The following is a 22,651-nucleotide window of genomic DNA, read 5'->3' as shown; positions in this document are numbered from 1 at the left end:
CAACCTTACAACTTATCCCTTAGGGAGTTATCTGGATGATAAACCAAGCGAAGATTGAACAGAGCGGTGTGGTTGATGAGTTTATCGCGCTCTATCAAGCATTAAACAAGGACAATCTGCATCTGTTGGCTCAGGTCTATGATGACAATATTTGTTTTATCGATCCTATGCATCAAGTGAATGGTTTAACTGCTTTGACTGAGTATTTTGCCAAACTCTACAAAAACGTTGGCTATATTCACTTTGAAATCAAAGAAGTATTGCAAGATGACTCCCAAGCTTCGCTATTCTGGCAGATGCAATATCGCCATCCTAAGTTAAACAAGGGCGAACTCATCCGGGTCGATGGTATGAGTCAGCTTAAGTTTCATCAGCGGATTTACTTTCATCGGGATTATTTCGACTTAGGGCAAATGTTGTATGAGCATTTGCCCTGCATGGGCGGTCTGATTCGCCTGCTTAAAGACAGGGCGGCAAAGTGATGACCTCTGTGCAGATCCACAAAATCAACACTGTGCTGATCACAGGGGCAAGCTCGGGAATTGGGCTGCAATTAGCCAAGGATTATCTCGCCGCAGGCTGGCATGTGATTGCCTGCGGGCGAGACAAAGCCAAACTCGATGCCCTTGCCGAAACCGTGCTGATTGGGGCGACTTGTATCAGCTTTGATATTAATGAGCGCAGCCAAGTCCAAGAGAATGCTCTCCGTATCAAAGATTTACTGACTCAGTGCGCCTGTCAGCTGGATTTAGTAATCCTCAATGCGGGTGGCTGCGAGTATATCGATGACGCTAAACACTTCGACGACAGATTGTTTGAGCGTGTCGTGCACACCAATCTGATAGCCATGGGCTTCTGCCTCGGTGCGTTTTTACCCTTAATGCCAAGAGGCGCGCGCTTGGCACTGATGAGTTCGAGCGCGACGTATTTAGCCTTTCCCCGCGCGGAGGCCTATGGCGCTTCTAAGGCGGGCGTGCAGTACTTGGCCGCTAGCCTAAGGCTTGACCTTGCTCAACACGGGATATCTGTGAGTGTGATTTGTCCAGGATTTGTGGCAACGCCTCTAACGGCCAAGAATGATTTTGCCATGCCGATGCAAGTTGATGTAAAGGCGGCGTCAACGGCAATTCGCCGTGGGCTCTCGCGCGGCGTAACCGAGATCTATTTCCCTAAACGATTTACTTATTTATTGAAATTGATGTCATTTCTACCAGCCTTGGTTTGGCAAAAAATGATCCAACGGGATAACCAGCCGAAGGCACTTAAGGATGCAGGACGATGAAAAATATTGCCATTGTAGGGACGGGAATTTCAGGGCTGACCTGTGGCTATCTACTCAGCCAATCCCACAAGGTTACTGTGTTTGAGGCCAATGACTATATAGGCGGCCATACCGCGACCGTGGATGTGGAGCATCTTGGTAAACACTATGCGATAGACACTGGTTTTATCGTGTTTAACGACCGAACCTATCCCCGTTTTGAGCGGCTGTTAGCCCGTTTAAATGTCAGTATTTTACCGACCGAAATGAGTTTTAGTGTGCACAACGCCCTGACGGGGCTTGAGTACAATGGCCATAACGTTGCCAGTTTGTTTGCCCAAAAGCGTAACCTCCTGAATCCGCGCTTTTGGGCCTTTTTAAATGAAATTGTGCGGTTTAATAAAAGCTGCAAGGCGATTTATCAGCAGGATAATTACCCCGCTGGCAACTTGGGTGAGTTTCTCGACCGCGAGCAGTTTTCTCCTTTTTTTGCCGAACATTATATTTTGCCGATGGGCGCGGCAATTTGGTCATCAAGCATCGAGGATATGCGCGCCTTTTCGCTGCGCTTCTTTATCCGTTTCTTTGAGCACCATGGCTTATTAAACGTCAGTAACAGACCGCAATGGTATGTGCTCAAGGGCGGCTCACGCAGTTATATTCCGGATTTAATTGCCCCTTTTAAAGACAATCTGCATTTAAACAGCCCAGTGAGTGCCATCGAACGCCATGCTGACGGCGTTAAACTCTATGTGAATGGTGAGTGGCAGGAATTCGATGAGGTGATCCTCGCTTGTCATAGCGACCAAGCGCTTAAGATGTTAACCGATGCCAGCTCGGCTGAAAAAGCGATTCTGGGTGACTTGCAGTATCAAAATAATGAGGTGGTTTTACATACAGATACCAACCTTTTACCTAAGCGTAAGGCGGCGTGGGCCAGCTGGAATTATCGTTTGGATGGCAATCAAAATCGCCCCGCCTCTGTGACTTACAATATGAATATTCTGCAGCGCCTACCAAGCGATGCGCCAACCTTTTGCGTAACGCTTAACCAGACTGAGCTGATTGACGAAGCCAAAATTCTGCGCCGTTTTAACTATGCGCACCCTGTGTTTAATGAGCAGAGTTTGCAGGCGCAGGCGCGCCGGGAAGAAATCTCGGGACAAAACCATACCCATTTTGCGGGTGCCTATTGGCACAATGGTTTCCATGAAGACGGTGTCCGCAGCGCCTTAGATGTGTGCGTTCACTTTGGGGTTACGCTATGAGTAGTGAGCTCAATAGCGGGATTTACTACGGCAGCGTGACCCATAGTCGCTATACGCCAGTAAAACATCACTTTAGCTACCAAATGGCGTTGCTGGCGATTGATTTAGACGAGGTCGATAGCATCAGTGCCATGGGGCGCAGTTTCGCCAGTCAGCGGCGCGCTCTGCTCAGATTTAATCCCAAGGATTACCTTTGCACTTTTACGACAAGGGATAACCAGAGCCGACAGCTTGAGATAAACGAGCCAAGCAGCTATGCCCTTAAGCAGCGGGTGCTTGAGCAAGTTGCTGAGTTAGGCGGTCACCAACCATGCGACAGAGTGTTGTTTGTTGGGCAGATTCGCCACTTTGGCGTGTATTTCAGCCCTGTGAATTTTTACTTTTGTTATCAAGCACAACAGCCTCTATATATGCTTGCCGAAGTGAGTAACACCCCGTGGGACCAACGTCACTGTTATTTAGTGGATTTATCCGTCCCTAAAACTACGGATAAAGTGTTTCACGTTTCGCCTTTTATGAACCTCGATATGCGCTACCAATGGCATGTTGAACCGCCCGCTGAACGTTTAAACATTGGCATCGAGAATCTACCGAACCAGTCGGGTAAGCGTTTGTTCAATGCCAGCCTGTCGATGACTCGCCAAGCTATCAATGCTCAATCCCTTCGCGCCTTGTTGTTTCGCTTTCCATTTATGACGCTGAAAATTTTCGGCGGGATTTATTGGCAGGCGTTAAAGCTGTTCTTTAAGCGCGTACCTTTTGTGCCACATCCAGCCCAAGTGGAGAAATAAAATGGAAAACACTGCATCGCAATCTTCTGTTATTACGGCAAAATTGCCTGACAGTCTGGCCCGTAAGCTACTGCTTAAAGCATTAGAAAATCTCCCCCACGGCTGTTTAACCTTAGTGGAGGGCGACAAGAGCTATCGCTTTGGTGAGCATCACAGTGATTTGCATGCCACCCTGGTGGTGAAGCATCCGAGCTTCTATCGCCAAGCGATGTTTTCGGGCTCCATTGGCGCCGGTGAAAGCTATATCCAAGGTCACTGGACTAGCCCGGATCTCACTAAGGTGGTGCAGCTGTTTGCCCGCAATCTCCCCTTGCTCGATAAGATTGAAGCGAAATTCGGTTGGCTGACTGGATCGGTTAACCGTATGAAACATTTGCTGAATCGCAACTCACAGCAGGGTTCTAAACGTAATATCTTGGCCCATTACGACTTAGGTAATGCCTTGTATGAGCAGTTTTTAGATCGCGAAATGTTGTACTCCAGCGCTCTTTATCCCGATAGCGAAGCGAGTCTGGAACAGGCGCAGCTACATAAATTAAAAACCATTTGTGAGCGGCTCGACCTACAACCTGGGCAGACCTTACTCGAAATCGGTACGGGGTGGGGCGCCTTAGCCATTTACGCAGCTAAACATTATGGCGTGCACGTGACGACCACAACGATTTCGGATGCGCAATATGCTTACGCGAAAGCGCGAGTCGAACGGGAAGGCTTAAGCGATAGCATCACCTTATTGACTGAGGATTACCGTAATCTCGGTGGCACCTACGACAGACTAGTGTCTATCGAGATGATTGAAGCCGTTGGCCATGAGTACCTGCCGGGGTTCTTTAAAAAGCTCGAATCCTTACTCAAACCCCATGGCCGCATGTTATTGCAGGCTATCACCATCGCCGACCAACGTTACGACAGTTATCGCAAGGGTGTTGATTTTATTCAGCGATATATTTTCCCTGGCGGTTGCTTACCTTCTGTGCACCAAATGGTTGGACACTTGGCCAAGCGCACCGATATGCAGGTGTGGTCGATTGATGATATGGGCCTCGATTATGCCAAGACACTGAGGGACTGGCATAACAATTTCGACCGCGCCATTGAGCAAGTGCAAGCCCTTGGCTATGGTGACGATTTTATCCGCATGTGGAAGTTTTACTTAAGTTATTGCGAAGGAGGCTTTTTAGAGCGCACCACGAGCACTGTGCATTTGGTTGCGGTGCGCCCAGACTACCGTTTGCCGAATGCGGTGAGCGGTAACTAAGGTGGTGATGAGATGTCCTCGATGGCGGGAAATATACTCAATATCTCAAAGCATCAGGGTTTTATACTCTATAACGCCTTAAGTTTTCAGTGTGTGTGGTGGACTGGCGTGTTGTTCGGCAATCGCGCGCTGTTACTGAGTATCCCTCTGTTAGTGCTGCATTTTATATTACTGCCGCGAGTGGAAACTGCCGTCGCTATCCCGCGGGACTTAAGCGCAATGCTTAAGATTGGGTTACTCGGTATGGCGGTTGATAGCCTGCTAACGTTGGCTAGTGTATTTGAATTTTCCGCTTTTCCCGCTTGGTTGGCGTGTCTCTGGTTGCATTTTGCGTTGAGTTTGCACCATAGCCTTAAGCTTATCCGCGCCTTTGCGATTCTATTGCAAGCCATTCTAGGGGCAATCTTCGGCAGCCTGAGTTACTTGGCTGGGGCCGCATTTCATGCCGTGAGCCTTCCCTATGGTGAGGGCGTGTCTGCGGTGTTTCTCGCGATTATTTGGGCTGTGTTATTGCCTCTTTTTATCAAACTCTCGCGCAGCCATAGGTCTATGGGATGAACTATCTAGGCGCGTTATATCGTCGTTAATCCTTGTCTTGCTGGAGAAATCTGATGTCTCATCCTTCATCCATATTGTCAGTGATGTTGTTAAAAAAGCGATATCTCGGCGCCCTGTTTGGATTAATGCTGCCAGTCGCAGGATATAGCGCCACGCCAGCGGCCATCGAAAAGACTATGACCTCAGGGCTGGTTGAGGTTGGCCGAGGTGAGATGGATTGGCTCTGGTTTAATGTCTATAAAGCCACACTGATGACTACTACGGGTAAATACCAGAGCGGGATTTATCCGCAGTTATTAGACATTGAATATTATCGTGATATTGAGGCGAATGACCTGTTAGAGGCGACTGCGGATCAGTGGCGACACTTAGGCTACACCAAGGATGAAATTGCCAATTGGCTGCAATTACTCAAGGGAATTTGGCCTAATGTTGTGCCTGGCGATCATTTAAGTTTCAAACTCATCGATGCGCAGCGCAGTCAGTTCTTTTTCAATGGACAGCCGCTTGGGATTATCGAAGAGCCCAAATTAGCCGAAGCTTTTCTGGCGATTTGGTTATCGACCAATACCAGCCAGCCAACCTTAAGGGCGCAATTATTGGGAGAAAAATCATGCGATTGCTAAAGCTTAACTGGGGTAAGCCTATTGTCTTAGGCTTGTTGATGGCCAGTCTTTTGACTAGCTGCTCCAGCGTCGATGTGAGTGACTATCGAGGCACTAATCCCCCCTTAGTGTTAGAAAGCTTCTTTAATGGCCCGCTTAAGGCATCGGGCATTGTTGAGAACTTCAGTGGCAAAGTGATACGTCGGTTTAATGTCACCATGGAGGCGAGTTGGCTGGGGACGGAAGGCATTATCAAAGAGTGGTTTATCTATGATGATGGCGAAACCCAAACTCGCATTTGGCGCATTCAATCCCAAGGGGAAGGGCAATACACTGGCAGGGCTGACGATATTATCGGTACTGCGCAAGGGGAGGCGAGCGGGAGTGCGCTGCGTTGGCGCTACGATATGCTACTACCCGTCGATGGTGATGAATACCAAGTACACTTTGATGATTGGATGTACTTAGTGAACGACAATACCATTATTAACCAAAGCGATATTATTAAATGGGGCGTCACTGTCGCCAAAGTGACCTTAGTGATCCAAAAGCGCTAGTATTTTGCTGTCGAGTTAACGGTATAGCTTGGCTAATAATCCAGCGTTTCATGCTTTAGACTGGGTGAAATAAATCAATCTTAAATGAGTTTTACGATGAAAAAGCATTGGATTTTATTGGCGGTACTCGCAAACCTTTCTTTAACTGCTTGCTCAAATATTGATTTTCGCTTTGAAGATATTTCAGAAAAGCAAGCTGATCCCAATCAACCCATTAGCGATCCTATGGTGCAGGATAATGAGCGCCGTGTTCGTGATGCGCGCGAAGATGGAAAGCTAGAGCCAAAGGATCCGATTAAATTCTAAGGTTGATAAATCTGAACAGAGTTTGAGTGACTCAAAAGAGTTTAAGTGAATTGTGCAGCCCTTACTTTGACATAAGGGCTGATGATTCTGAAAATTAACCCGCTTGACGACTATTGTCGACCGCCTTTTTATCGTAATACTCAAAGGGAAATTGGTTACGGATCCGCTGTTGTAAGTTGTCATTCACATTGGCAGAAATATGTAGACGCACGCCGGAGCTTTTTTCGGCTCGAATAGTGCAAGTCAACTTTTCCGCTTTGGCCAGTTGGCGGCATTCGCGCTCGAAGCGTTCTGGGATTTTGCCTTTATGCTGAGTCATGCGGCCATCTTTAAAATGCATTTCAAAAATTGTCAGTCCTTTCTTACCTGCAAAAATCAGCTTATAAACCAGAAACAAACCAATAGCGATAAAAACGAGCTTTAAAATCGTGGCTGTCATAATGCCTCCTCTCTTATGTTTATAGGACAAAGATACTCTGGAGTTATGGCTTTTAACAGTGCGCTAACACGCAATTTTTATTTGGCAATGGAATGAATTTGGCCTAGTCTTAAACTGCTCAGGAAATGTACTCCCTCAGTTAAGGAAAACGCCATGTACCTATCGAATGCAGACCGTTGGTCGTTATTGTGCAAAAAACAAATTGATATTATTGATAAATTATCTGCACAGTTTCCAGAACGAAAAGAACCGCTTAATGAGTTGACCCATGGTTGGCGGCATTTGCAACATCAAGTGCAGGCAGGGGATAGGCCGATAGTGCATGAGCTGACTAAGTAAATTACTAAAATCACAGATACAAAAAAGCCACTCATTGAGTGGCTTGTTTGTTTTTTATGGTGCCGGCACCAAGAGTCGAACTCGGGACCTACTGATTACAAGTCAGTTGCTCTACCAACTGAGCTATGCCGGCGAATGGTGGTGCCCGAACCCGGAATCGAACCAGGGACACGAGGATTTTCAATCCTCTGCTCTACCGACTGAGCTATTCGGGCAACTAAACTAAGCGTTAGTTAACTACTTCAAACCGAGTGTTTAACACCCCATTCGTTCGAAGTGCGCGTATCATATAGTGCTCGCTTTCACTGTGCAAGTCCTTTTAATTCGACTGACCAAGTATTAAACAAAAAGCGCCTTATTTAAGGCTTTATAGAGATGCGAATGGTTTACTTGGCCGAACTATCAATGGGTTAATTCCAATGGGTTAATTCGATTTAGTCGTGGGATAAATGAGTAAAACGGCTGTGGATGACTGGGAATTTTAAATATTCGCAGTGCTAAGTACTAAGCTGTTAATCAGTATTTTGTTTATATGACGTCATGCCCAAGAACCGAACTTAAGCACTGTTTAAATGATTGATAGCTGGTTAGTCGTAACGTAGTTGCATTGAACATCGAACATTGAAGGAGTTTGAACTCATCCAAATCCCAGAAACAAAAAAGCCACTCAGTGAGTGGCTTTTTTGTTTTCTATGGTGCCGGCACCAAGAGTCGAACTCGGGACCTACTGATTACAAGTCAGTTGCTCTACCAACTGAGCTATGCCGGCGAATGGTGGTGCCCGAACCCGGAATCGAACCAGGGACACGAGGATTTTCAATCCTCTGCTCTACCGACTGAGCTATTCGGGCAACTAAACTAAGCGTTAGTTGACTACTTTAAACCGACAACTTAATGCTGCCTCGTTCGAAGTGCGGCTATATTAACGAGGGTGTTTATCCTCTGCAAGTGCTTTTTCCTGATAAATGATGTGTTCGACTGTTTAATGTGCACTTTGGCTGTTTTTTATCTATAAACCAGTTGGGAATGAGCCTTTTTGATGCCTCAAAGTTGTATTTCCAGCCGCGTGAGTGACCCGTTTAAGCCCCACAATCAGCGTTAATACCATAATAGCGTTAATCTTTCTGAATTTTAGAAAGATATGAGCGATTTTTACTGATTTTAGTTTTTAATTTTCGTTTTATGATAATGACTATTATTTGATTGTGCGACTTAAGTGCAGAGGTGTGGGGTAGCTATATGTTTAGAAATACTAAGTTGAATTATGGACTTATTGCTATTGCCAGCCATTGGCTAAGTGCGGTTGTGGTGATTGGACTCTTTGCCGTCGGTGTGTGGATGGTGGAATTGACCTACTACAGTGCATGGTACAAAACGGCGCCACATTGGCATAAAAGCATTGGAGTTTTGCTGCTGGCGGTAACCCTGTTTCGTTTAGTTTGGCGTTTGGTTAATCCAAAGCCCGCTCCTGAGCAAAATCACCAGACATGGGAAAAGGTTAGCGCCCACATTGCCCATGGCGCGATTTACCTCTTATTACTAGTGATTATGGCCGCAGGTATTTTGATTTCGACGGCAGAGGGCCGTGGAATTATGGTGTTTGACTGGTTTGAGTTACCCGGCCTAACGCCACTGATTGAAAATCAGGCTGATATCGCGGGGGATATTCATCAATATGCCGCCTACAGCTTGATTGCTCTGGTTTTACTGCATGCGTTAGGCGCGTTAAAGCACCATTTTATCGATAAAGATTCAACACTACTCAAGATGATTAAATTTAACCGAGGATAATATAATGAAAAAACAACTATTAGCTGCTTTGATTGGTGGGTCTTTACTGGCTCCAATGGCTGCATCTGCCGCCGATTATGTAATTGACCGCGAAGGTGCTCATGCATCTATTACCTTTAAAGTAAGTCACTTAGGTTATAGCTATGTCGTCGGTCGTTTTAACGATTTCAGCGGTGATTTCAGCTACGACGCTAAAAATCCAACGGCAGCTAAAGTGAATGTTAAAGTGAACACCTTAAGCGTTGACTCTAACCATGCCGAGCGTGATAAGCACATCCGTAGTGGCGATTTTTTGAATACTGCTAAATTTGCAGAAGCGACTTTCGTTTCGACCTCGGTTGAAGACAAAGGCAATGGCGATATGGTTATCACAGGTAACTTCACGCTAAACGGTGTGACTAAACCGTTGGCAATCCAAGCGCATGCTGTGGGCGAAGGTCAAGATCCTTGGGGCGGATACCGTGCAGGTTTTACCGGTACTACCACGTTTGCGATGAAAGATTACGGTATCAAGATGGATTTAGGCCCAGCGTCTGCCAATGTTGAGTTAGATTTAGTGGTAGAAGGCGTGCGTAAGTAAGCTTAACGCTACTGAGCTGCATTTATCAGCGAATAAAAAAGCGCCTTTGGGCGCTTTTTTGCTTTTATGGATAGGCGCTTAGGCTTATTCCTGACCCTTTTCAGGCACAAAACCTTCAATTTCCACGTCTTTACCTTCGAAGAGGAAAGAGGTCATTTGTTCTTCCAAAAATTTACGATCATCAACATTCATCATGTTGAGCTTCTTTTCGTTGATCAGCATGGTCTGCTTTTTCTGCCATAGGCCCCAAGCTTCTTTACTGACGTTATCGAAAATACGTTTACCTAAATCACCTGGATACAGTTGAAAGTCTAGGCCGTCGGCTTCTTTGTTTAAATATACGCAATTGACTGTACGCGCCATGATTATTCCTTACTGACTGTCGAGGTTGCTAGCAATAGCTACGAGTGATCCCAAGTTGGCCAACACGCGCTCGGTTGCGGAGGCGAGTCCCACTTTGGAAGGTTGATTGATGTTATACCAGAGAGACTGGTTTTGTTCCATGACTGCGCCCACGCTCTGCATACCCAAGGTTTGCTTGTCGTAGCCATTTGCTTGGCTATCTAAATTCAGTAGCATGGGCTGAATATCTAAATGGAAATGGCTAAAGGTATGCCTAAAACCGATTAATGGTTCGAGTTGTGCGGCGTGATAACCCTGGGCCTCAAGCTCTGCATTGAGTGCGGCTTGAGTACTAAATTCGGGGAAGCACCAGAGTCCGCCCCAAATGCCGGCAGGAGGGCGCTTAGCCAAGAAGACTTGGTTATCTTTGAGTAAAACCAACATCCAAGCGGCTTTCTCTGGGATAGTTTTCTTAGGCTTTTTACCGGGGAACTCAGTTTGTCTTCCCATTAATTGAGCTTTGCAATCAATAGCCACTGGGCAAGCGGCACAATTGGGTTTGCTGCGAGTACAAATACTGGCACCAATATCCATCATGGCTTGGTTATATTTTTGAATATCCTGCTCTGGCGTTAACTGCTCGGTTAATTGCCAGAGTTGTTCTTCCACAGGTTTTTGACCGGGCCAGCCCGCAATCGCGCCATGTCTTGCTAATACGCGCTTAACATTGCCATCAAGGATCGGATGATGTTGCCCAAGTGATAGGGATAACACTGCACCTGCTGTCGAGCGGCCAATACCTGGCAGCGCTAACACTTGCTCAAAGTCTGTTGGAAATTGCCCCTGATACAGATCGCGAACCATCTTAGCGGCTTTATGTAGATTGCGAGCTCTGGCGTAATAACCAAGCCCAGTCCAATGATGCAGTACTTCATCATCCGGCGCGTTAGCGAGGGCTAACACATCGGGGAAACGTGCCATAAAACGCTGGTAATAGGGGATTACAGTCGCTACCTGAGTTTGTTGCAACATAATCTCAGAAACCCATACTCGATATGGGGTTTTATCTTGCTGCCAAGGGAGGGTTTTACGACCGTGGGTGTCGTACCAATTAACGATACGTGTAGCAAAGGAGGCTGTAGATTTCATCGGCGCAGTGTAGCGGGAGATTGGTTGGCAAACAAGTAACACCCCATCGAAAAATCGGCCTAGATTCGCTCTCTAGGATAATCTTGTTATACTTCGCCTCCATTAGTGCTTGCACTGTAAGTTGAACTTTGGATAATGCCCTTCTTTTTAGATGGTGTTGTCCACGAGACGAGGCAAAAATGAGCGAAGTCACTACCGCTGAATTTAATGAAGAAGGCAAGTATCTGCGTAAGATCAGAAGCTTTGTCCTAAGAGAAGGTCGTTTGACTAAAGGTCAAGCGCAAGCCATTGAGACTCAGTGGCCAACAATGGGCTTAGATTACAGCCCAACACCATTAAACCTGACCGAAGTATTTGGTCGCGAAGCCGATACCGTACTGGAAATCGGTTTCGGCATGGGCGCCTCTTTAGTACAAATGGCACAAGAAGCTCCAGAACAGAACTTTATCGGTATTGAAGTCCATAAGCCTGGCGTGGGTTCATGCTTAAGTGACGCTGCCGCTGCTGGGGTGACTAATCTTCGCGTGTATCACCATGATGCAATGGAAGTGTTAGAACATGCTATCGCCGATGGCAGCCTTGCGCGCGTGCAATTGTTCTTCCCTGATCCGTGGCATAAAAAGCGCCACCACAAGCGCCGTATCGTGCAGGCGGAGTTTGCTGAGCTTATTCGCCGTAAACTGAAGATTGGCGGCGTGTTCCATATGGCGACCGACTGGGAAAACTACAGCGAACATATGCTGGAAGTGATGAATGCGGCCAATGGTTACAAAAACCAATCCGCCGATGGTACCGTGGTGCCGCGTCCAGATCATCGTCCACTGACTAAATTTGAAGCTCGCGGCCATCGCCTCGGCCATGGCGTGTGGGATCTGATGTTTGAGCGTATCGCTTAACATCTTTTATTGATTTTATTTTTTAACACAACGGGGAAAATCACTATGGCAAAGAATCGTAGCCGTCGTTTACGTAAGAAAATGCGCGTTGATGAATTCCAAGAGTTAGGTTTTGACATTACTTGGACCTTCGATGCATCTGTCTCTGAAGCCGATATTGATGCAACGGTCGATAAGTTTATCGATGAAGTCATTGAAGCCCGTAAGTTAGGTTTCCACGGCGGTGGTCATATCGAGTGGGAAGGTATTATTGCTACCCAAACTATCGGTAAGTGCACCGAGGAAGATGTTGCTGCAGTGAAGGCATTCTGGGCGGGTCAAAAAGTGACTCAACTCGAAGTTAGCGATCTGTACGATATCTGGTGGAGTTAATGCCAGAACAGGCGTTATTAGAGGAAGTGGTCGACAAAGTTCGACCCTTGCTCGGCCAAGGAAAGGTTGCTAATTACATCCCTGCGCTCGCCAATGTTGATGCTGGTAAATTGGGCATTGCCGTGACCACAATCGACGGTGAAACCATAGGCGCAGGCGATTACCTTGAGCCATTTTCAATTCAAAGTATTTCTAAAGTTTTCAGCTTAACCTTAGCGCTAACTTTATATGAAGAAACCGAAATTTGGAGCCGCGTCGGCAAAGAACCCTCGGGACACTCCTTCAATTCATTAGTCCAAGTTGAACTCGAGCGGGGTAAACCTCGCAATCCCTTTATTAATGCTGGCGCATTAGTCATCGCTGACTTATTACAGAGCCGTTTAGGGGCACCTAAGCATCGGATGTTGGAATTGGTCAGGGCGCTGAGCCAAAACGATAAAGTCTGTTTCGATAAGCAAGTCGCGGATTCTGAATATCAGCACAGTGCACGTAATGCGGCCATCGCTTATCTGATGAAATCCTTCGGCAATTTTCAAGGCGATGTCGATACAGTGCTGCGCACTTATTTTCATTATTGCGCCTTAAAAATGAATTGCGCCGACCTATCGCGGGCGATGCTGTATTTAGCCAATCGCGGTAAAACCTTAGATGGCACTGAGCTTATTTCGCAGGTGCAGACTCGGCAGTTAAATGCCCTGTTAGCAACCTCAGGCTTGTACGACGGCGCCGGTGAGTTTGCCTATCGTGTTGGTATGCCGGGTAAAAGCGGTGTCGGTGGCGGCATTATTGCGGTGATCCCTGGGGAACTCTCGGTCTGCGTTTGGTCACCCGAATTAGATAATCAAGGTAACTCCCTCGCGGGGACGGCGATGCTTGAGCATCTTAGCCAGCGCCTCGGACGTTCAATCTTCTGATTTAACTCTTCTATTAGCACTGTTAGGCTAACTATTAGTGAAATTCACTAATCTGCTATCGGTGCTAATTTTTATAACTCCATACTAATCATATTGTTACAAAGTTGGCATGTCTTCTGCTATTCGTCTTTTAGCATGTTAGCTTAGTCGAATCCCTCAGATTAAAGGATGAACAACAATGAAGATAAATACGCTATTAACTGGAGTGGCATTATCGGGCGTTATTTTAGGCGCTTCAGGCTGGCAATCAGCACAAGCGAAAACCGAGCCGCAAATTGATGAGCGCTGTGAGGTTTCCCTTAATTATGATGTGAGAGTCGAGCCTAAAAAATTAGTGATGAGCGAGAAGGGCGCCGAGAAGTATCGCATCGAGGTCGACAAGTTATATGTTGAAGGCAAACAGGTCACCTTAACCGACAAACAGAAAAAGCTCGTGAGCCAATATGCCGATGAGGTATCGACTCAGGTTCCTGAAGTCATTGAATTAGTGAATGAAGCGGTTGCACTGGCCTCTCAAGCTGTGAGTATGGCATTAACGCCACTGATGGGTGATGCCGCAGGCGCCAAGTTTGATGAGATGATGGCGGGCGTGCAGAAGCGTGTCGATACCGTAGCCTACAAGCAAGGCGATAGTTTTTACCTTGGCGCGACCGAAGAGTCGATGCAAAACACCTTTAACGATGAATTTGAACGGGAAATGGAGCAAATCGTGCAAAACTCCATTGGCACTCTGATGATGAATATCGGCGGCCAAATTCTTGCCGGCGACGGTGAATCCTTCGAAGCCAAGATGGACGCATTCTCACAAAAAATGGATAGATTAGGCGACGATATTGAGCAGCAAATTGAGTCCCAGTCTAAGGGGATTGAAGCGAAAGCCGACCGTTTGTGTGACCGTTTTGAAAACCTGCTCGTGCTTGAAAATCAACTGCGTAAAGAAGTGCCTGAGTTAGCACCCTATGTGTTGACGCAAAACACGCACCGTGAATTACGTGAATAATGCTCGCAAGGGTAGTTAAGGCCTAAACGGGTTTGAACCAGGTAAAGTCGACCTAACTGACACTATCAATGCCGTGATATAAATGAAAAAGCCCCAGTACGTTAAGTGTCTGGGGCTTTTTCTTGATTCATTTTAGCCAAACGGATTGATATTAATCTGATTGCTTGCGGCTATTTACTATGGAATATTACATTCTAAAGACTAATGTTTGGTATACTCTTAAAATATAATGAAAAGCTGGCAATTCAGTCAGATAGAACACTCTACTTTAGCGGACTTTTTCGGGCTAAATCTCTACAACTAACCCAATTGCTGTGAGATATTAAGGCATTGAGGGATGCTTTGAGGCATTTGTGCTGCATTCCTATGCTATTCCGAAAGTTAATATCACTGTCGAAACTGCTTAAGGCGACTTTCCATGTTAGAACTGTTAGAACCTATTGCGATTTTTACTCATGTGGCCAGAGCTGGTAGTTTTAGTGCCGCCGCAAGAAGGCTTGGGATCTCTAAATCTAAGGTCAGTACGCAGGTCGCCGATCTCGAGCATAGACTCGGTGTTCAACTGATCCAGCGTACCACCCGAAGCTTAAGTCTGACTGAAGCTGGACATTTGTTATATCTGCAAGGTGAAGAGTTGCTCCGCGATGCCGAACAGGCCATTGCTAGCGTGCATAACTTAAACGATGCCACCCGCGGCGTGTTAAAGGTGGGGATTTCCCAGTCCTTTGGCGCTATGCATATCATTCCCGCACTGCCATCATTTATGGCAAAACACCCTGAGCTAGAGCTGCAAGTCAGCTTATTAGATCATAAGGTGGATGTGGTCAGCGAAGGTTTAGACCTATTGTTGACTATGTCTGAGCAGCTTCCTCTCGGTATGGTGGCGCGCCCTTTGATGAAGTGTCAGTTCCTCCTCGTTGCCTCCCCCGATTACATTGCGAAACATGGCGAACCGTCGCGCCCTGAACAATTGGTCGACCATAACTGCTTGGTGTATCAAGGCGAGTGGCATGAGCACAGCATGTGGCAGTTTAAAAAGGGCGATGATTACTGTGAGATAGGTGTCTCTGGTAACTTTAGAGTGGATAACGCTCCTGCTTTAAAATCAGCCGCAATCAGTGGCTTAGGGGTTGTATATCTTGCCAGCTACTTGATGGAAGATGAAATCGCTAAGGGCACCTTAGTGCCGCTGCTGAGGGATTGGCAACTGACTCATCATTTACCGCTACAGGCCGTTTACCCACGCCGTAAACACTTAGCGCCTAAGGTGAGTGCTTTCATTGAGTTTATTAAAGACCACATTGGTAATCCGCCTTATTGGGACATTCCCTATGCGGAACTCTTCAGTGAACGTCAGTAATTTTGGAAACATTGTTCTTAAAATGCGGTTAATGCATTTCTAGAGAGTTTGATGGTTTTGAAATTCATTTAAAATCAATTATTTGCGTCGAGATTAGTTTGTATTTTAGTTTGGTTTTTTAGGGTTATCTAAAACAGCTTTTTAGTAGGCGTATTGAAGTCTGTTCTTAAATGAATACAATGGTTGCCAGATGATTCGGAATGACCTGAGTCCTACACTTTTACTGGAAATGACCCCTTTTGGTATTAGCGTACAGGTTGGCAGCAATGCAGTTTCGGATCACAGCCAGCAGAAGTTTGCGAACTAAAACAATGTTGGCTTTTAAACCATCATCCTAGTTTTTGGTTTACCTCAGCTCATTAGGCTGAGGTAATTTTTTTCTGATGGTTGAGTGCGGGAAACGAGTTTTGTCTCTCTGTACCCTAAAGTCACACCGAGTGTTAGCTACTTGCTTAATACATCAAATATAGTGACCCACAGTGAGATAGGGTTTTATGACCTAGCCGGTGATAAATCCAATAAAAAAGCCACTTAATAGTGGCTTTTTTATTGGCTGCGATTTAACGATTTTATTGGCAAGGCGTTCAAGGGAGGCTAGCGTTAGCCTCCCACGGTTTCAAGCTTAGGCTTTGTTAACACTAGCAATCCATTGATCGACTTGCTCTTCCAGTACATCTAAAGGCAGCGCGCCATTTGCCAAGACTAAAGTATGGAAATCCCGGATATCAAACTTATCACCCAGTTGTTTTTCCGCCTTGTGTCTCAGTTCGAGTAACTTAATCATCCCAACTTTATAGGCAGTAGCTTGCGATGGCATAACGATATGACGTTCGACCATTTTCTTCGCATCGGATTTTGCGTTAGGGGTATTATCGACGTAATAAGCTATCCCTTGTTCGCGGGTCCATTTCTTGGCGTGGATCCCTGTATCGACCACTAAACGACAAGCTCGCCATAACTCCATCGCCAGTCGACCAAAATCGGAGTAAGGGTCAGCATATAAGCCCATCTCCTTCGGGAAAGACTCACTGTAGAGCCCCCAACCTTCGATATAAGCGGTATAGCCACCAAACTTACGGAACTTAGGAATATCCTTTAGCTCCTGCGAGATAGCGATTTGCATATGGTGGCCTGGGATCCCCTCATGGTAAGCCAGTGCTTCCATCTGGTATTTGGGCATGGCTTTCATATCGTAGAGGTTGGCATAGTAGCTACCAGGGCGAGATCCATCGGGCGCAGGTTGCTCATAGAAGGCTTTACCCGCGGATTTTTCCCTAAAGGCTTCAACCTGTTTGACTATCATGGCCGCCTTAGGCTTGACCTTAAAGACTTCATCCAAGCGTGAGCGCATATTATCGATAAGCTTGGTTGCATCTGCTAAATATGCCGCTTTGCCTTCGGCGGTATTTGGATAATAGAACTGCGGATCATCGCGCATAAAGGCGAAGAACTCTTGCAAGGTGCCGTTAAAATTCACCTTTTTCATGATGGCGCGCATTTCATTATGGATGCGCTCCACTTCGGCAAGACCAAGTTGATGGATTTCATCCGCCGTCATTTGGGTAGTCGTGGTGCGCGCAAGGGCATTGTTATAAAACGCCTCGCCGTCGGGGAGTTTCCAAACCCCATCGCGGGTATCGGCCTTGGCTTCTAAGGTTTTGATATAGGCGATAAGCGTCTTGTATGCAGGCTCAACTTGCGAAACCAGTGCTTTTTCTGCATCGGCAATAAGTTGGGCTTTTTCTGCTTCAGTGATGCTGAGTGCGCTCACTTTTTTGCGAAAATCCGCTAACAAGGCACTGTCTTCGCCTTTATCGAAGGGGGCGCCTTTAATGATGTTTTGGCTGTCAGATATCACGTAACCAAACACAAATTTAGGGGCAATAATGCCTTTATCAGCGCGCACTTCTAGCGCCTGTTGCAGTTGGCTTAGGCGTTTGGGCACGCCATTTAAGCGGCTGATATAGGCCTTAGCATCGCTGACATCGGTGATCTGGTGCTGATTAATCAGGAAGGAGGCGATCATCGAGTGGCCACCATGCATCTGATTTACTGGGTAGTTATGGTAACGCCACTGATAGTCTTTGATATCGTTATTCAGGTTTTGAGTGAGTAACGTCAGGCTTAGGCGAGTTTGTGGATCAAGCTTACTCGCATCCAGTTGATTCACTTCGGTTAGCTGTTTCTTGGTACGCGCCAACTCACGGGCATCCGCTTCATCGCCAATGTCGTCCCACTTATCATAGTCCTGCTTAATGCCCATATAGGTTTGCGCAATGGGGCTTGCCATGATGTTTTCCATGAAGATGGCTTCAAACAAGGCGTTGGCTTTTTCTGACTCGCTTTGGGCTGCAACACTTGCACTGGCCACATTATGTGAGTCACTTAAGGTCGGCACCGCATAGGAAGGCAGTGCTAGCAGGGCGGAGAGGGTAAATGCGACTAAGCTGATGTTCGTTTTTATTGGCATGATCAGGCTTCCTTAACAATGTTCAGGTAATTCTAAAGAAGCAGGGGGAAAATGTATGAATATAAATGTTAGAAAATGTGTTAGCCATAAAAGATGTCTCATCGAGAAACCTAGGCTAACACATTATTTATATGGGAAATTTAATTGGTGAATTAACAAAATTGCGTCAGTAAATCGTTCACAAACATGTGACCTTTACTGGTTAATTGCCAATGTTCAGCAGATTCGGTGAGTAAACCCCGTTGTTTGGCCTTTTCCATTCCCTCTTTCAAAGAATCTCGGTGTAAACCGGTTCTGTCTTCAAACTCTTGCTTAGGGATAGGTGTCATTAAGCGCAGACGATTCATCAAGTATTCGAGGGCGCGATCTTCTTCGGCGACCTCAGTCTGCTCGAAGTGATAGTTGTCGGCAGCTAAATACCCCTTAGGGTGTTTGATTTTTACCGTGCGAATAATGCGATTTTCTTCGGGCAAGGTCACTTTGCCATGGGCGCCACAGCCAATGCCTAAGTAATCACCAAACTGCCAATAGTTAAGGTTATGCCTGCATTGATAACCGGGTTTGGCATAGGCCGAGATTTCATACTGTTCATAACCGAGTGCCGCTAACTTTTGTTGCCCTTGTTCGTAGATCTGCCAGAGATCTTCATCGTCGGGCAGCTGCGGCGGTTTTGAGTGGAACAGGGTATTGGGCTCAATCGTCAGTTGGTACCAAGACAAATGCGGCGGATTGAGCGCCGCAGCGGTATCTATATCCGCCATGGCCTCAGCAAAACTTTGATTCGGAAGTCCGTGCATCAAATCCAAGTTAAAACTTAAATAACCCGCTTGGCTGGCTTTTTGGGCGGCGGTTTGGGCTTCGTTTTGATCGTGGATCCGCCCCAGCAGATTGAGCTTATCCTTAGAGAAACTCTGCACCCCAATGGATAATCGGGTGACCCCTGCGGCGCGGTAGGCACTAAAGTCATCGTGCTCTAGGGTGCCAGGGTTGGCCTCCATGGTGATTTCAATATCGTCACTGAAGGGAATGAGCGCATTGGCGCCATCCAATATCCGTTTGATTTGATTAGCATCAAACAGAGACGGCGTTCCACCACCAATAAAAATGGTGTGTAACTTACGGCCTTGTACTAAGTGCAAGTCTTGGCGTAAGTCCGCTAGCAGCGTATCCACATAGGCCTTTTGGGGTAATTCACCGTTTTGCCCATGGGAGTTAAAGTCGCAGTAAGGGCATTTTTGTACACACCAAGGGATATGGATGTACAGGCTCAACGGCGGCAGGGTTAACTGAGGTGACACATTCACTGACATTATTGGGCGTTCCCGTCGGTAAATACGCCTTTTTCCTGCATGGCAGCAATCAGTTGCACTAAAGCTTTACCACGGTGACTCAAGGCATTTTTTTCGTCACTGCTCATTTGCGCGGCGCTGCAATCGTGGTGCTCTGGAATAAAAATCGGATCGTAACCATGGCCGTTGTCACCCCGTTGCACGAAATCGATCTGGCCTTCCCAAGAGGCTTGGCAAATGATGGGCGTTGGGTCCTTCGCATGGCGCATATAGACTAAAACGCATTGGAATCTGGCCGTACGCGGCGCAGGATTATCCTTTAATGTGTCTAAGAGTTTTAACACATTGTCTTGATCCTTGGCATTTTCCCCCGCATAGCGCGCAGAGTAGATGCCCGGTGCACCTTGGAGTAAATCGACTTCTAATCCCGAGTCATCGGCAATGGCGGCAAGTCCGGTAATTTGCGCCGCATGTCTGGCTTTGATAATGGCGTTTTCGACAAAGGTGGTGCCCGTTTCAGCCACTTCGCTAACGTTAAATTGGCTTTGTGGCAGCACTTTTACGCCATAGGCGGCGAGCATTTGATCGAATTCGGCAAGTTTACCTTTATTGCCACTGGCGAGGACGATTTGTTGCATGGAATACCTATTGGATTGGGCGCTCTTGGCTGTATGTCACTGAGTGTGAACATTGAGCGATGTCATTGGACTGTATGCGGCAATGATACCCAAGCTTGGCGGTAAAGGACAGAAAAAGGCAGGACGAAACTTAGTATCCTTAGTATCGTCCTGCCTTGTGAGGTTGAGATTATTCGACGTAGAACTTTTGCTTAAACTGCAGATTGGTGTTGAGTTGGTTGCCGTGTTTGATGGCGATGTTGAAATTGATTTCTTGATCGTCGCGGTAAGGTACTTCGGCGATGTAGTAAATCGCCTTACCCTCACGGATCTCTCTAAATTTCAAATCGATACGTGCATCGAGTAGGTTATTGGCTACGCCAGTGATTTCCACGGGCACTGCGGGTGAGCCTTCTTCACTCATATCTAATACGGCAATGTTAATGATGCCTCTGTAGCTACTGCGTTCGATGCCATAGGATTTCGCAATACTAGGCGTTAAAAAAGTGCTGCCCAGCGCCATGTAATGAATGTCGAAATTACCGACGGTTTCTTTTTGCTCGGCATTAGCGATACCGCACAGGCTTGCGGTTAAGGCGAGCATAATAAGGAGATTACGTAACATGATGTTGTACCTTCATATGAGGGATTACTTGAGTATAGGTCGCAGGAAGGAGACTTCCAACGCTGTGTTTATTCGAGCAGTGTCGCGATTTCTGCGGGGACGTTTTTGGGGGGGCTAATGCGTACCTGCTTATGACGTCCTAATTCGCCCTTAAGGATGTGAACATCGCTTTTAGGGACTTTAAAGGCCTTGGCTAAATACTTGCTTAAATGGGCGTTGGCCTTGCCATCGATAGGCGGTGCTGTGATGGCGACTTTTAACTCATCACCGTGTAGCCCAACTATCTGATCGCGACTCGCTTTGGGTTGAATATACAAATTAAGCAGCAAGTCACCTTGCTGCATAATGACTGCGCTCATTAAATCACGGCCCAAAATGGTACGTATTGCGCCAACAGCATGTTGATAAAGTTCATGCCGATAATCACTAACATCACCGACAGATCTAAGCCACCAATGGGCGGAATAATGCGGCGCACTGGTGCTAAAATGGGCTCTGTTAGTTGTCCCATGATCATCACAATGGGGTTATAGCCTTGATTGAACCAGCTTAAAATTGCACGAATGATCAGCATCCAGAAGAGCAAAATGCCCGCCTGCTTGATGACAGTAACAAGCGCAAACACAAAGAACAGCACTATATCAATACCGCCGCCGGCAATAAGACTTATCAGCAGCACTTTGACCATCACCACTAATAGGGCGAGCACAAATGAAGAAGTGTCGAATCTTCCCATTGAAGGAATTAATCGACGCATAGGTGCGATCAACGGGTGAGTGGCTTTGACCACAAACTGACTGAAGGGATTATAAAAATCGGCACGGGCCAAGGGGAGCCAGATCCGTAATATCACCACCATCAAATACAAATCGAAGAGTGTGCTGATCAAAAAGGTTAATGCATTCATCGAGATTTCTGCCTATATGAGTCCGATTAAAAACGCCCGCGTTAAAAGTGAGTGAGTCACCCAGCCATTGCTGGATCAAAAAGTATTGGCCATTTCCTCTGCACGTTTGATGCAGTTTTCCATCGCATTTTTGACCACACCACGGAGATCCGCCGCTTCAAATGTGGCGATGGCTTGCGCTGTTGTGCCGCCCTTCGAGGTGACATTCTCCCGTAAATTACCCAGCGTAAGCTCAGGATTTTGCTTTGCCATCATAGCAGCACCGAGGGCCGCTTGCTGTACTAAGCTTCTGGCTTTGGCTTCATCCATGCCCATTTGCTTGCCAGCATCAATCATAGATTCCATCAGCAGGAAGAAATAGGCAGGTGAACTACCCGCAAGGGCAATCACTTGATTAATCTCTGACTCCTCATTCACCCACACAATTTCTCCGCCGCTGGACATCAAGCGTTCGGCAATGGCTTGTTGGGCATCAGAGAGGGGCTGCGGCGCGTAGAGACCTGTCATACCAACACCGATTTGCATGGGCGTGTTTGGCATAGTGCGAACCAGTGTAATGGATTGCGCTAAATATTGGCTGTAGCGCTCTGCTTTAATCCCTGCGGCAATGGTAATGACCAGCTTGTTAGACATATCAATGCCTTGCAGTGCTTGGCAGACTTGCTCCATCAACTGCGGCTTGACGGATAATACGATGACATCGGCATCTTGGGCGGCGCTGAAATTGTCTTGGGATACACGCACACCAAAGTCGGCGGCGAGGGCATCGAGTTTACCTTGGCTAGGATTGGTAGCTTGCACTAGCGCAGCAGGATAGCCGCTACGAATTAAGCCGCTGATAATACTACGGGTCATATTGCCCGCACCGATAAAGCAGATTTTTTGTTGACTCATGTGTACCCCATAATGTCTGGCCTAGGCTGAGTGGATAACATTCAGCATTAATATCATTGAATT

At 46.7% G+C, this 22,651-nt stretch carries 27 protein-coding genes and 4 tRNA genes; 17 read left to right on the top strand and 14 right to left on the bottom strand.

What is annotated here, in order from left to right; all coding sequences use genetic code 11:
- The first annotated feature begins 35 nt into the window (after positions 1-35).
- The 9 genes from CF168_RS14825 to CF168_RS14785 all read left to right on the top strand — a co-directional run bounded on the left by CF168_RS14825 (position 36) and on the right by CF168_RS14785 (position 6,604).
- Positions 36-482, top strand: a complete 447-nt coding sequence (locus CF168_RS14825; protein ID WP_011625607.1) for a nuclear transport factor 2 family protein — start codon at positions 36-38, stop codon at positions 480-482.
- On the top strand, positions 482-1,282 hold the full coding sequence (locus tag CF168_RS14820) for an SDR family NAD(P)-dependent oxidoreductase (RefSeq protein WP_089068212.1): 801 nt from the start codon (positions 482-484) through the stop codon (positions 1,280-1,282). The genes CF168_RS14825 and CF168_RS14820 overlap by 1 nt, the downstream gene beginning before the upstream one ends.
- Positions 1,279-2,529, top strand: a complete 1,251-nt coding sequence (locus tag CF168_RS14815) for an NAD(P)/FAD-dependent oxidoreductase (protein WP_011716262.1) — start codon at positions 1,279-1,281, stop codon at positions 2,527-2,529. The genes CF168_RS14820 and CF168_RS14815 overlap by 4 nt, the downstream gene beginning before the upstream one ends.
- Positions 2,526-3,320: a DUF1365 domain-containing protein gene (locus CF168_RS14810; protein ID WP_011716263.1), complete on the top strand. Its 795-nt coding sequence runs from the start codon at positions 2,526-2,528 to the stop codon at positions 3,318-3,320. Before CF168_RS14815 ends, CF168_RS14810 begins: the two co-directional genes overlap by 4 nt.
- Before the next feature lies 1 nt (position 3,321).
- A complete protein-coding gene (locus CF168_RS14805) occupies positions 3,322-4,578 on the top strand; it encodes an SAM-dependent methyltransferase (RefSeq protein ID WP_011716264.1) in 1,257 nt (418 codons plus the stop codon).
- Between the two features lie 21 nt (positions 4,579-4,599).
- Positions 4,600-5,136 carry a DUF2878 domain-containing protein gene (locus CF168_RS14800; protein WP_240520032.1) on the top strand — a complete coding sequence of 179 codons (537 nt, stop codon included), beginning with the start codon at positions 4,600-4,602 and terminating at the stop codon, positions 5,134-5,136.
- Positions 5,137-5,189: 53 nt separating this feature from the next.
- Complete coding sequence (locus CF168_RS14795) at positions 5,190-5,762, top strand: chalcone isomerase family protein (RefSeq protein WP_011716266.1); 573 nt, start codon at positions 5,190-5,192, stop codon at positions 5,760-5,762.
- The gene (locus CF168_RS14790; RefSeq protein ID WP_011716267.1) at positions 5,750-6,298 is read left to right on the top strand and encodes a DUF3833 domain-containing protein; all 549 of its coding nucleotides are present in this window, start codon (positions 5,750-5,752) and stop codon (positions 6,296-6,298) included. The genes CF168_RS14795 and CF168_RS14790 overlap by 13 nt, the downstream gene beginning before the upstream one ends.
- Before the next feature lie 96 nt (positions 6,299-6,394).
- The gene (locus CF168_RS14785; protein ID WP_086017243.1) at positions 6,395-6,604 is read left to right on the top strand and encodes a hypothetical protein; all 210 of its coding nucleotides are present in this window, start codon (positions 6,395-6,397) and stop codon (positions 6,602-6,604) included.
- Between the two features lie 94 nt (positions 6,605-6,698).
- Here the strand turns inward: CF168_RS14785 and CF168_RS14780 are convergent, their stop codons facing one another.
- Entirely contained in the window at positions 6,699-7,043 is a 345-nt protein-coding gene (locus tag CF168_RS14780; RefSeq protein ID WP_011716269.1) for a DUF3634 family protein, read from the bottom strand.
- Between the two features lie 153 nt (positions 7,044-7,196).
- Between CF168_RS14780 and CF168_RS14775 the strand changes: the two genes are divergently transcribed.
- A complete protein-coding gene (locus tag CF168_RS14775; RefSeq protein WP_011716270.1) occupies positions 7,197-7,382 on the top strand; it encodes a hypothetical protein in 186 nt (61 codons plus the stop codon).
- A 57-nt stretch (positions 7,383-7,439) separates the two neighbouring features.
- On the opposite strand, the gene CF168_RS14770 is transcribed toward CF168_RS14775, so the two are convergent.
- From CF168_RS14770 to CF168_RS14755, 4 genes are all read right to left on the bottom strand, one after another.
- Positions 7,440-7,515 (bottom strand) — tRNA-Thr (locus CF168_RS14770).
- A gap of 6 nt (positions 7,516-7,521) precedes the next feature.
- A tRNA-Phe gene (locus CF168_RS14765) sits at positions 7,522-7,597 on the bottom strand.
- A 478-nt stretch (positions 7,598-8,075) separates the two neighbouring features.
- Positions 8,076-8,151 (bottom strand) — tRNA-Thr (locus tag CF168_RS14760).
- A 6-nt stretch (positions 8,152-8,157) separates the two neighbouring features.
- A tRNA-Phe gene (locus tag CF168_RS14755) sits at positions 8,158-8,233 on the bottom strand.
- Between the two features lie 388 nt (positions 8,234-8,621).
- Between CF168_RS14755 and CF168_RS14750 the strand changes: the two genes are divergently transcribed.
- Positions 8,622-9,173 (top strand): cytochrome b, encoded by a 552-nt coding sequence (locus CF168_RS14750; RefSeq protein WP_011716271.1) that lies wholly within the window; start codon positions 8,622-8,624, stop codon positions 9,171-9,173.
- A 4-nt stretch (positions 9,174-9,177) separates the two neighbouring features.
- Positions 9,178-9,753, top strand: coding sequence for a YceI family protein (locus CF168_RS14745; protein WP_011716272.1), 576 nt, complete (start codon positions 9,178-9,180; stop codon positions 9,751-9,753).
- A gap of 84 nt (positions 9,754-9,837) precedes the next feature.
- Here the strand turns inward: CF168_RS14745 and CF168_RS14740 are convergent, their stop codons facing one another.
- Together CF168_RS14740 and mutY are read right to left on the bottom strand one after the other, a co-directional pair.
- A complete protein-coding gene (locus CF168_RS14740) occupies positions 9,838-10,116 on the bottom strand; it encodes an oxidative damage protection protein (protein ID WP_011621967.1) in 279 nt (92 codons plus the stop codon).
- A gap of 9 nt (positions 10,117-10,125) precedes the next feature.
- The gene (mutY, locus tag CF168_RS14735; RefSeq protein ID WP_011716273.1) at positions 10,126-11,244 is read right to left on the bottom strand and encodes an A/G-specific adenine glycosylase; all 1,119 of its coding nucleotides are present in this window, start codon (positions 11,242-11,244) and stop codon (positions 10,126-10,128) included.
- Positions 11,245-11,423: 179 nt separating this feature from the next.
- Between mutY and trmB the strand changes: the two genes are divergently transcribed.
- The 5 genes from trmB (at position 11,424) to CF168_RS14710 (ending at position 15,786) form a co-directional block, all read left to right on the top strand.
- A complete protein-coding gene (gene trmB / locus CF168_RS14730; protein ID WP_011621969.1) occupies positions 11,424-12,140 on the top strand; it encodes a tRNA (guanosine(46)-N7)-methyltransferase TrmB in 717 nt (238 codons plus the stop codon).
- Between the two features lie 45 nt (positions 12,141-12,185).
- Positions 12,186-12,512, top strand: a complete 327-nt coding sequence (locus CF168_RS14725) for a YggL family protein (protein ID WP_011621970.1) — start codon at positions 12,186-12,188, stop codon at positions 12,510-12,512.
- Positions 12,512-13,426: a glutaminase B gene (glsB, locus tag CF168_RS14720; RefSeq protein ID WP_011621971.1), complete on the top strand. Its 915-nt coding sequence runs from the start codon at positions 12,512-12,514 to the stop codon at positions 13,424-13,426. The genes CF168_RS14725 and glsB overlap by 1 nt, the downstream gene beginning before the upstream one ends.
- Before the next feature lie 178 nt (positions 13,427-13,604).
- Complete coding sequence (locus CF168_RS14715) at positions 13,605-14,426, top strand: YggN family protein (RefSeq protein ID WP_011716274.1); 822 nt, start codon at positions 13,605-13,607, stop codon at positions 14,424-14,426.
- A gap of 418 nt (positions 14,427-14,844) precedes the next feature.
- Positions 14,845-15,786: a LysR family transcriptional regulator gene (locus CF168_RS14710; RefSeq protein ID WP_011625622.1), complete on the top strand. Its 942-nt coding sequence runs from the start codon at positions 14,845-14,847 to the stop codon at positions 15,784-15,786.
- A 622-nt stretch (positions 15,787-16,408) separates the two neighbouring features.
- On the opposite strand, the gene CF168_RS14705 is transcribed toward CF168_RS14710, so the two are convergent.
- The 7 genes from CF168_RS14705 to proC all read right to left on the bottom strand — a co-directional run bounded on the left by CF168_RS14705 (position 16,409) and on the right by proC (position 22,588).
- Positions 16,409-18,256, bottom strand: coding sequence for a DUF885 domain-containing protein (locus CF168_RS14705; protein WP_011716275.1), 1,848 nt, complete (start codon positions 18,254-18,256; stop codon positions 16,409-16,411).
- 152 nt (positions 18,257-18,408) lie between these two features.
- Entirely contained in the window at positions 18,409-19,566 is a 1,158-nt protein-coding gene (gene hemW, locus CF168_RS14700) for a radical SAM family heme chaperone HemW (RefSeq protein WP_011716276.1), read from the bottom strand.
- Complete coding sequence (gene rdgB, locus CF168_RS14695; protein ID WP_011625625.1) at positions 19,566-20,183, bottom strand: RdgB/HAM1 family non-canonical purine NTP pyrophosphatase; 618 nt, start codon at positions 20,181-20,183, stop codon at positions 19,566-19,568. Before rdgB ends, hemW begins: the two co-directional genes overlap by 1 nt.
- 169 nt (positions 20,184-20,352) lie before the next feature.
- Positions 20,353-20,787 (bottom strand): DUF4426 domain-containing protein, encoded by a 435-nt coding sequence (locus tag CF168_RS14690; protein WP_011716277.1) that lies wholly within the window; start codon positions 20,785-20,787, stop codon positions 20,353-20,355.
- 68 nt (positions 20,788-20,855) lie between these two features.
- Positions 20,856-21,146: a DUF167 family protein YggU gene (gene yggU, locus CF168_RS14685; RefSeq protein ID WP_011716278.1), complete on the bottom strand. Its 291-nt coding sequence runs from the start codon at positions 21,144-21,146 to the stop codon at positions 20,856-20,858.
- Positions 21,146-21,694, bottom strand: coding sequence for a YggT family protein (locus CF168_RS14680; protein ID WP_011716279.1), 549 nt, complete (start codon positions 21,692-21,694; stop codon positions 21,146-21,148). Before CF168_RS14680 ends, yggU begins: the two co-directional genes overlap by 1 nt.
- Before the next feature lie 75 nt (positions 21,695-21,769).
- A complete protein-coding gene (gene proC, locus CF168_RS14675; protein ID WP_011716280.1) occupies positions 21,770-22,588 on the bottom strand; it encodes a pyrroline-5-carboxylate reductase in 819 nt (272 codons plus the stop codon).
- Positions 22,589-22,651 lie beyond the last annotated feature (63 nt).

Origin of the sequence: Shewanella bicestrii (assembly GCF_002216875.1) — a bacterium.
Classification (GTDB): domain Bacteria; phylum Pseudomonadota; class Gammaproteobacteria; order Enterobacterales; family Shewanellaceae; genus Shewanella; species Shewanella seohaensis.
Note: the sequence above shows the minus strand (reverse complement) of the source record. Positions and strands in the feature narration are given on the sequence as shown.

Coding starts and splice junctions, on each gene's coding strand:
- CF168_RS14825 (WP_011625607.1), top strand. CDS start 36: ATGATAAACCAAGCGAAGATTGAACAGAGCGGTGTGGTTGATGAGTTT.
- CF168_RS14820 (WP_089068212.1), top strand. CDS start 482: ATGACCTCTGTGCAGATCCACAAAATCAACACTGTGCTGATCACAGGG.
- CF168_RS14815 (WP_011716262.1), top strand. CDS start 1,279: ATGAAAAATATTGCCATTGTAGGGACGGGAATTTCAGGGCTGACCTGT.
- CF168_RS14810 (WP_011716263.1), top strand. CDS start 2,526: ATGAGTAGTGAGCTCAATAGCGGGATTTACTACGGCAGCGTGACCCAT.
- CF168_RS14805 (WP_011716264.1), top strand. CDS start 3,322: ATGGAAAACACTGCATCGCAATCTTCTGTTATTACGGCAAAATTGCCT.
- CF168_RS14800 (WP_240520032.1), top strand. CDS start 4,600: ATGGCGGGAAATATACTCAATATCTCAAAGCATCAGGGTTTTATACTC.
- CF168_RS14795 (WP_011716266.1), top strand. CDS start 5,190: ATGTCTCATCCTTCATCCATATTGTCAGTGATGTTGTTAAAAAAGCGA.
- CF168_RS14790 (WP_011716267.1), top strand. CDS start 5,750: ATGCGATTGCTAAAGCTTAACTGGGGTAAGCCTATTGTCTTAGGCTTG.
- CF168_RS14785 (WP_086017243.1), top strand. CDS start 6,395: ATGAAAAAGCATTGGATTTTATTGGCGGTACTCGCAAACCTTTCTTTA.
- CF168_RS14780 (WP_011716269.1), bottom strand. CDS start 7,043: ATGACAGCCACGATTTTAAAGCTCGTTTTTATCGCTATTGGTTTGTTT.
- CF168_RS14775 (WP_011716270.1), top strand. CDS start 7,197: ATGTACCTATCGAATGCAGACCGTTGGTCGTTATTGTGCAAAAAACAA.
- CF168_RS14750 (WP_011716271.1), top strand. CDS start 8,622: ATGTTTAGAAATACTAAGTTGAATTATGGACTTATTGCTATTGCCAGC.
- CF168_RS14745 (WP_011716272.1), top strand. CDS start 9,178: ATGAAAAAACAACTATTAGCTGCTTTGATTGGTGGGTCTTTACTGGCT.
- CF168_RS14740 (WP_011621967.1), bottom strand. CDS start 10,116: ATGGCGCGTACAGTCAATTGCGTATATTTAAACAAAGAAGCCGACGGC.
- mutY (WP_011716273.1), bottom strand. CDS start 11,244: ATGAAATCTACAGCCTCCTTTGCTACACGTATCGTTAATTGGTACGAC.
- trmB (WP_011621969.1), top strand. CDS start 11,424: ATGAGCGAAGTCACTACCGCTGAATTTAATGAAGAAGGCAAGTATCTG.
- CF168_RS14725 (WP_011621970.1), top strand. CDS start 12,186: ATGGCAAAGAATCGTAGCCGTCGTTTACGTAAGAAAATGCGCGTTGAT.
- glsB (WP_011621971.1), top strand. CDS start 12,512: ATGCCAGAACAGGCGTTATTAGAGGAAGTGGTCGACAAAGTTCGACCC.
- CF168_RS14715 (WP_011716274.1), top strand. CDS start 13,605: ATGAAGATAAATACGCTATTAACTGGAGTGGCATTATCGGGCGTTATT.
- CF168_RS14710 (WP_011625622.1), top strand. CDS start 14,845: ATGTTAGAACTGTTAGAACCTATTGCGATTTTTACTCATGTGGCCAGA.
- CF168_RS14705 (WP_011716275.1), bottom strand. CDS start 18,256: ATGCCAATAAAAACGAACATCAGCTTAGTCGCATTTACCCTCTCCGCC.
- hemW (WP_011716276.1), bottom strand. CDS start 19,566: ATGTCAGTGAATGTGTCACCTCAGTTAACCCTGCCGCCGTTGAGCCTG.
- rdgB (WP_011625625.1), bottom strand. CDS start 20,183: ATGCAACAAATCGTCCTCGCCAGTGGCAATAAAGGTAAACTTGCCGAA.
- CF168_RS14690 (WP_011716277.1), bottom strand. CDS start 20,787: ATGTTACGTAATCTCCTTATTATGCTCGCCTTAACCGCAAGCCTGTGC.
- yggU (WP_011716278.1), bottom strand. CDS start 21,146: ATGAGCGCAGTCATTATGCAGCAAGGTGACTTGCTGCTTAATTTGTAT.
- CF168_RS14680 (WP_011716279.1), bottom strand. CDS start 21,694: ATGAATGCATTAACCTTTTTGATCAGCACACTCTTCGATTTGTATTTG.
- proC (WP_011716280.1), bottom strand. CDS start 22,588: ATGAGTCAACAAAAAATCTGCTTTATCGGTGCGGGCAATATGACCCGT.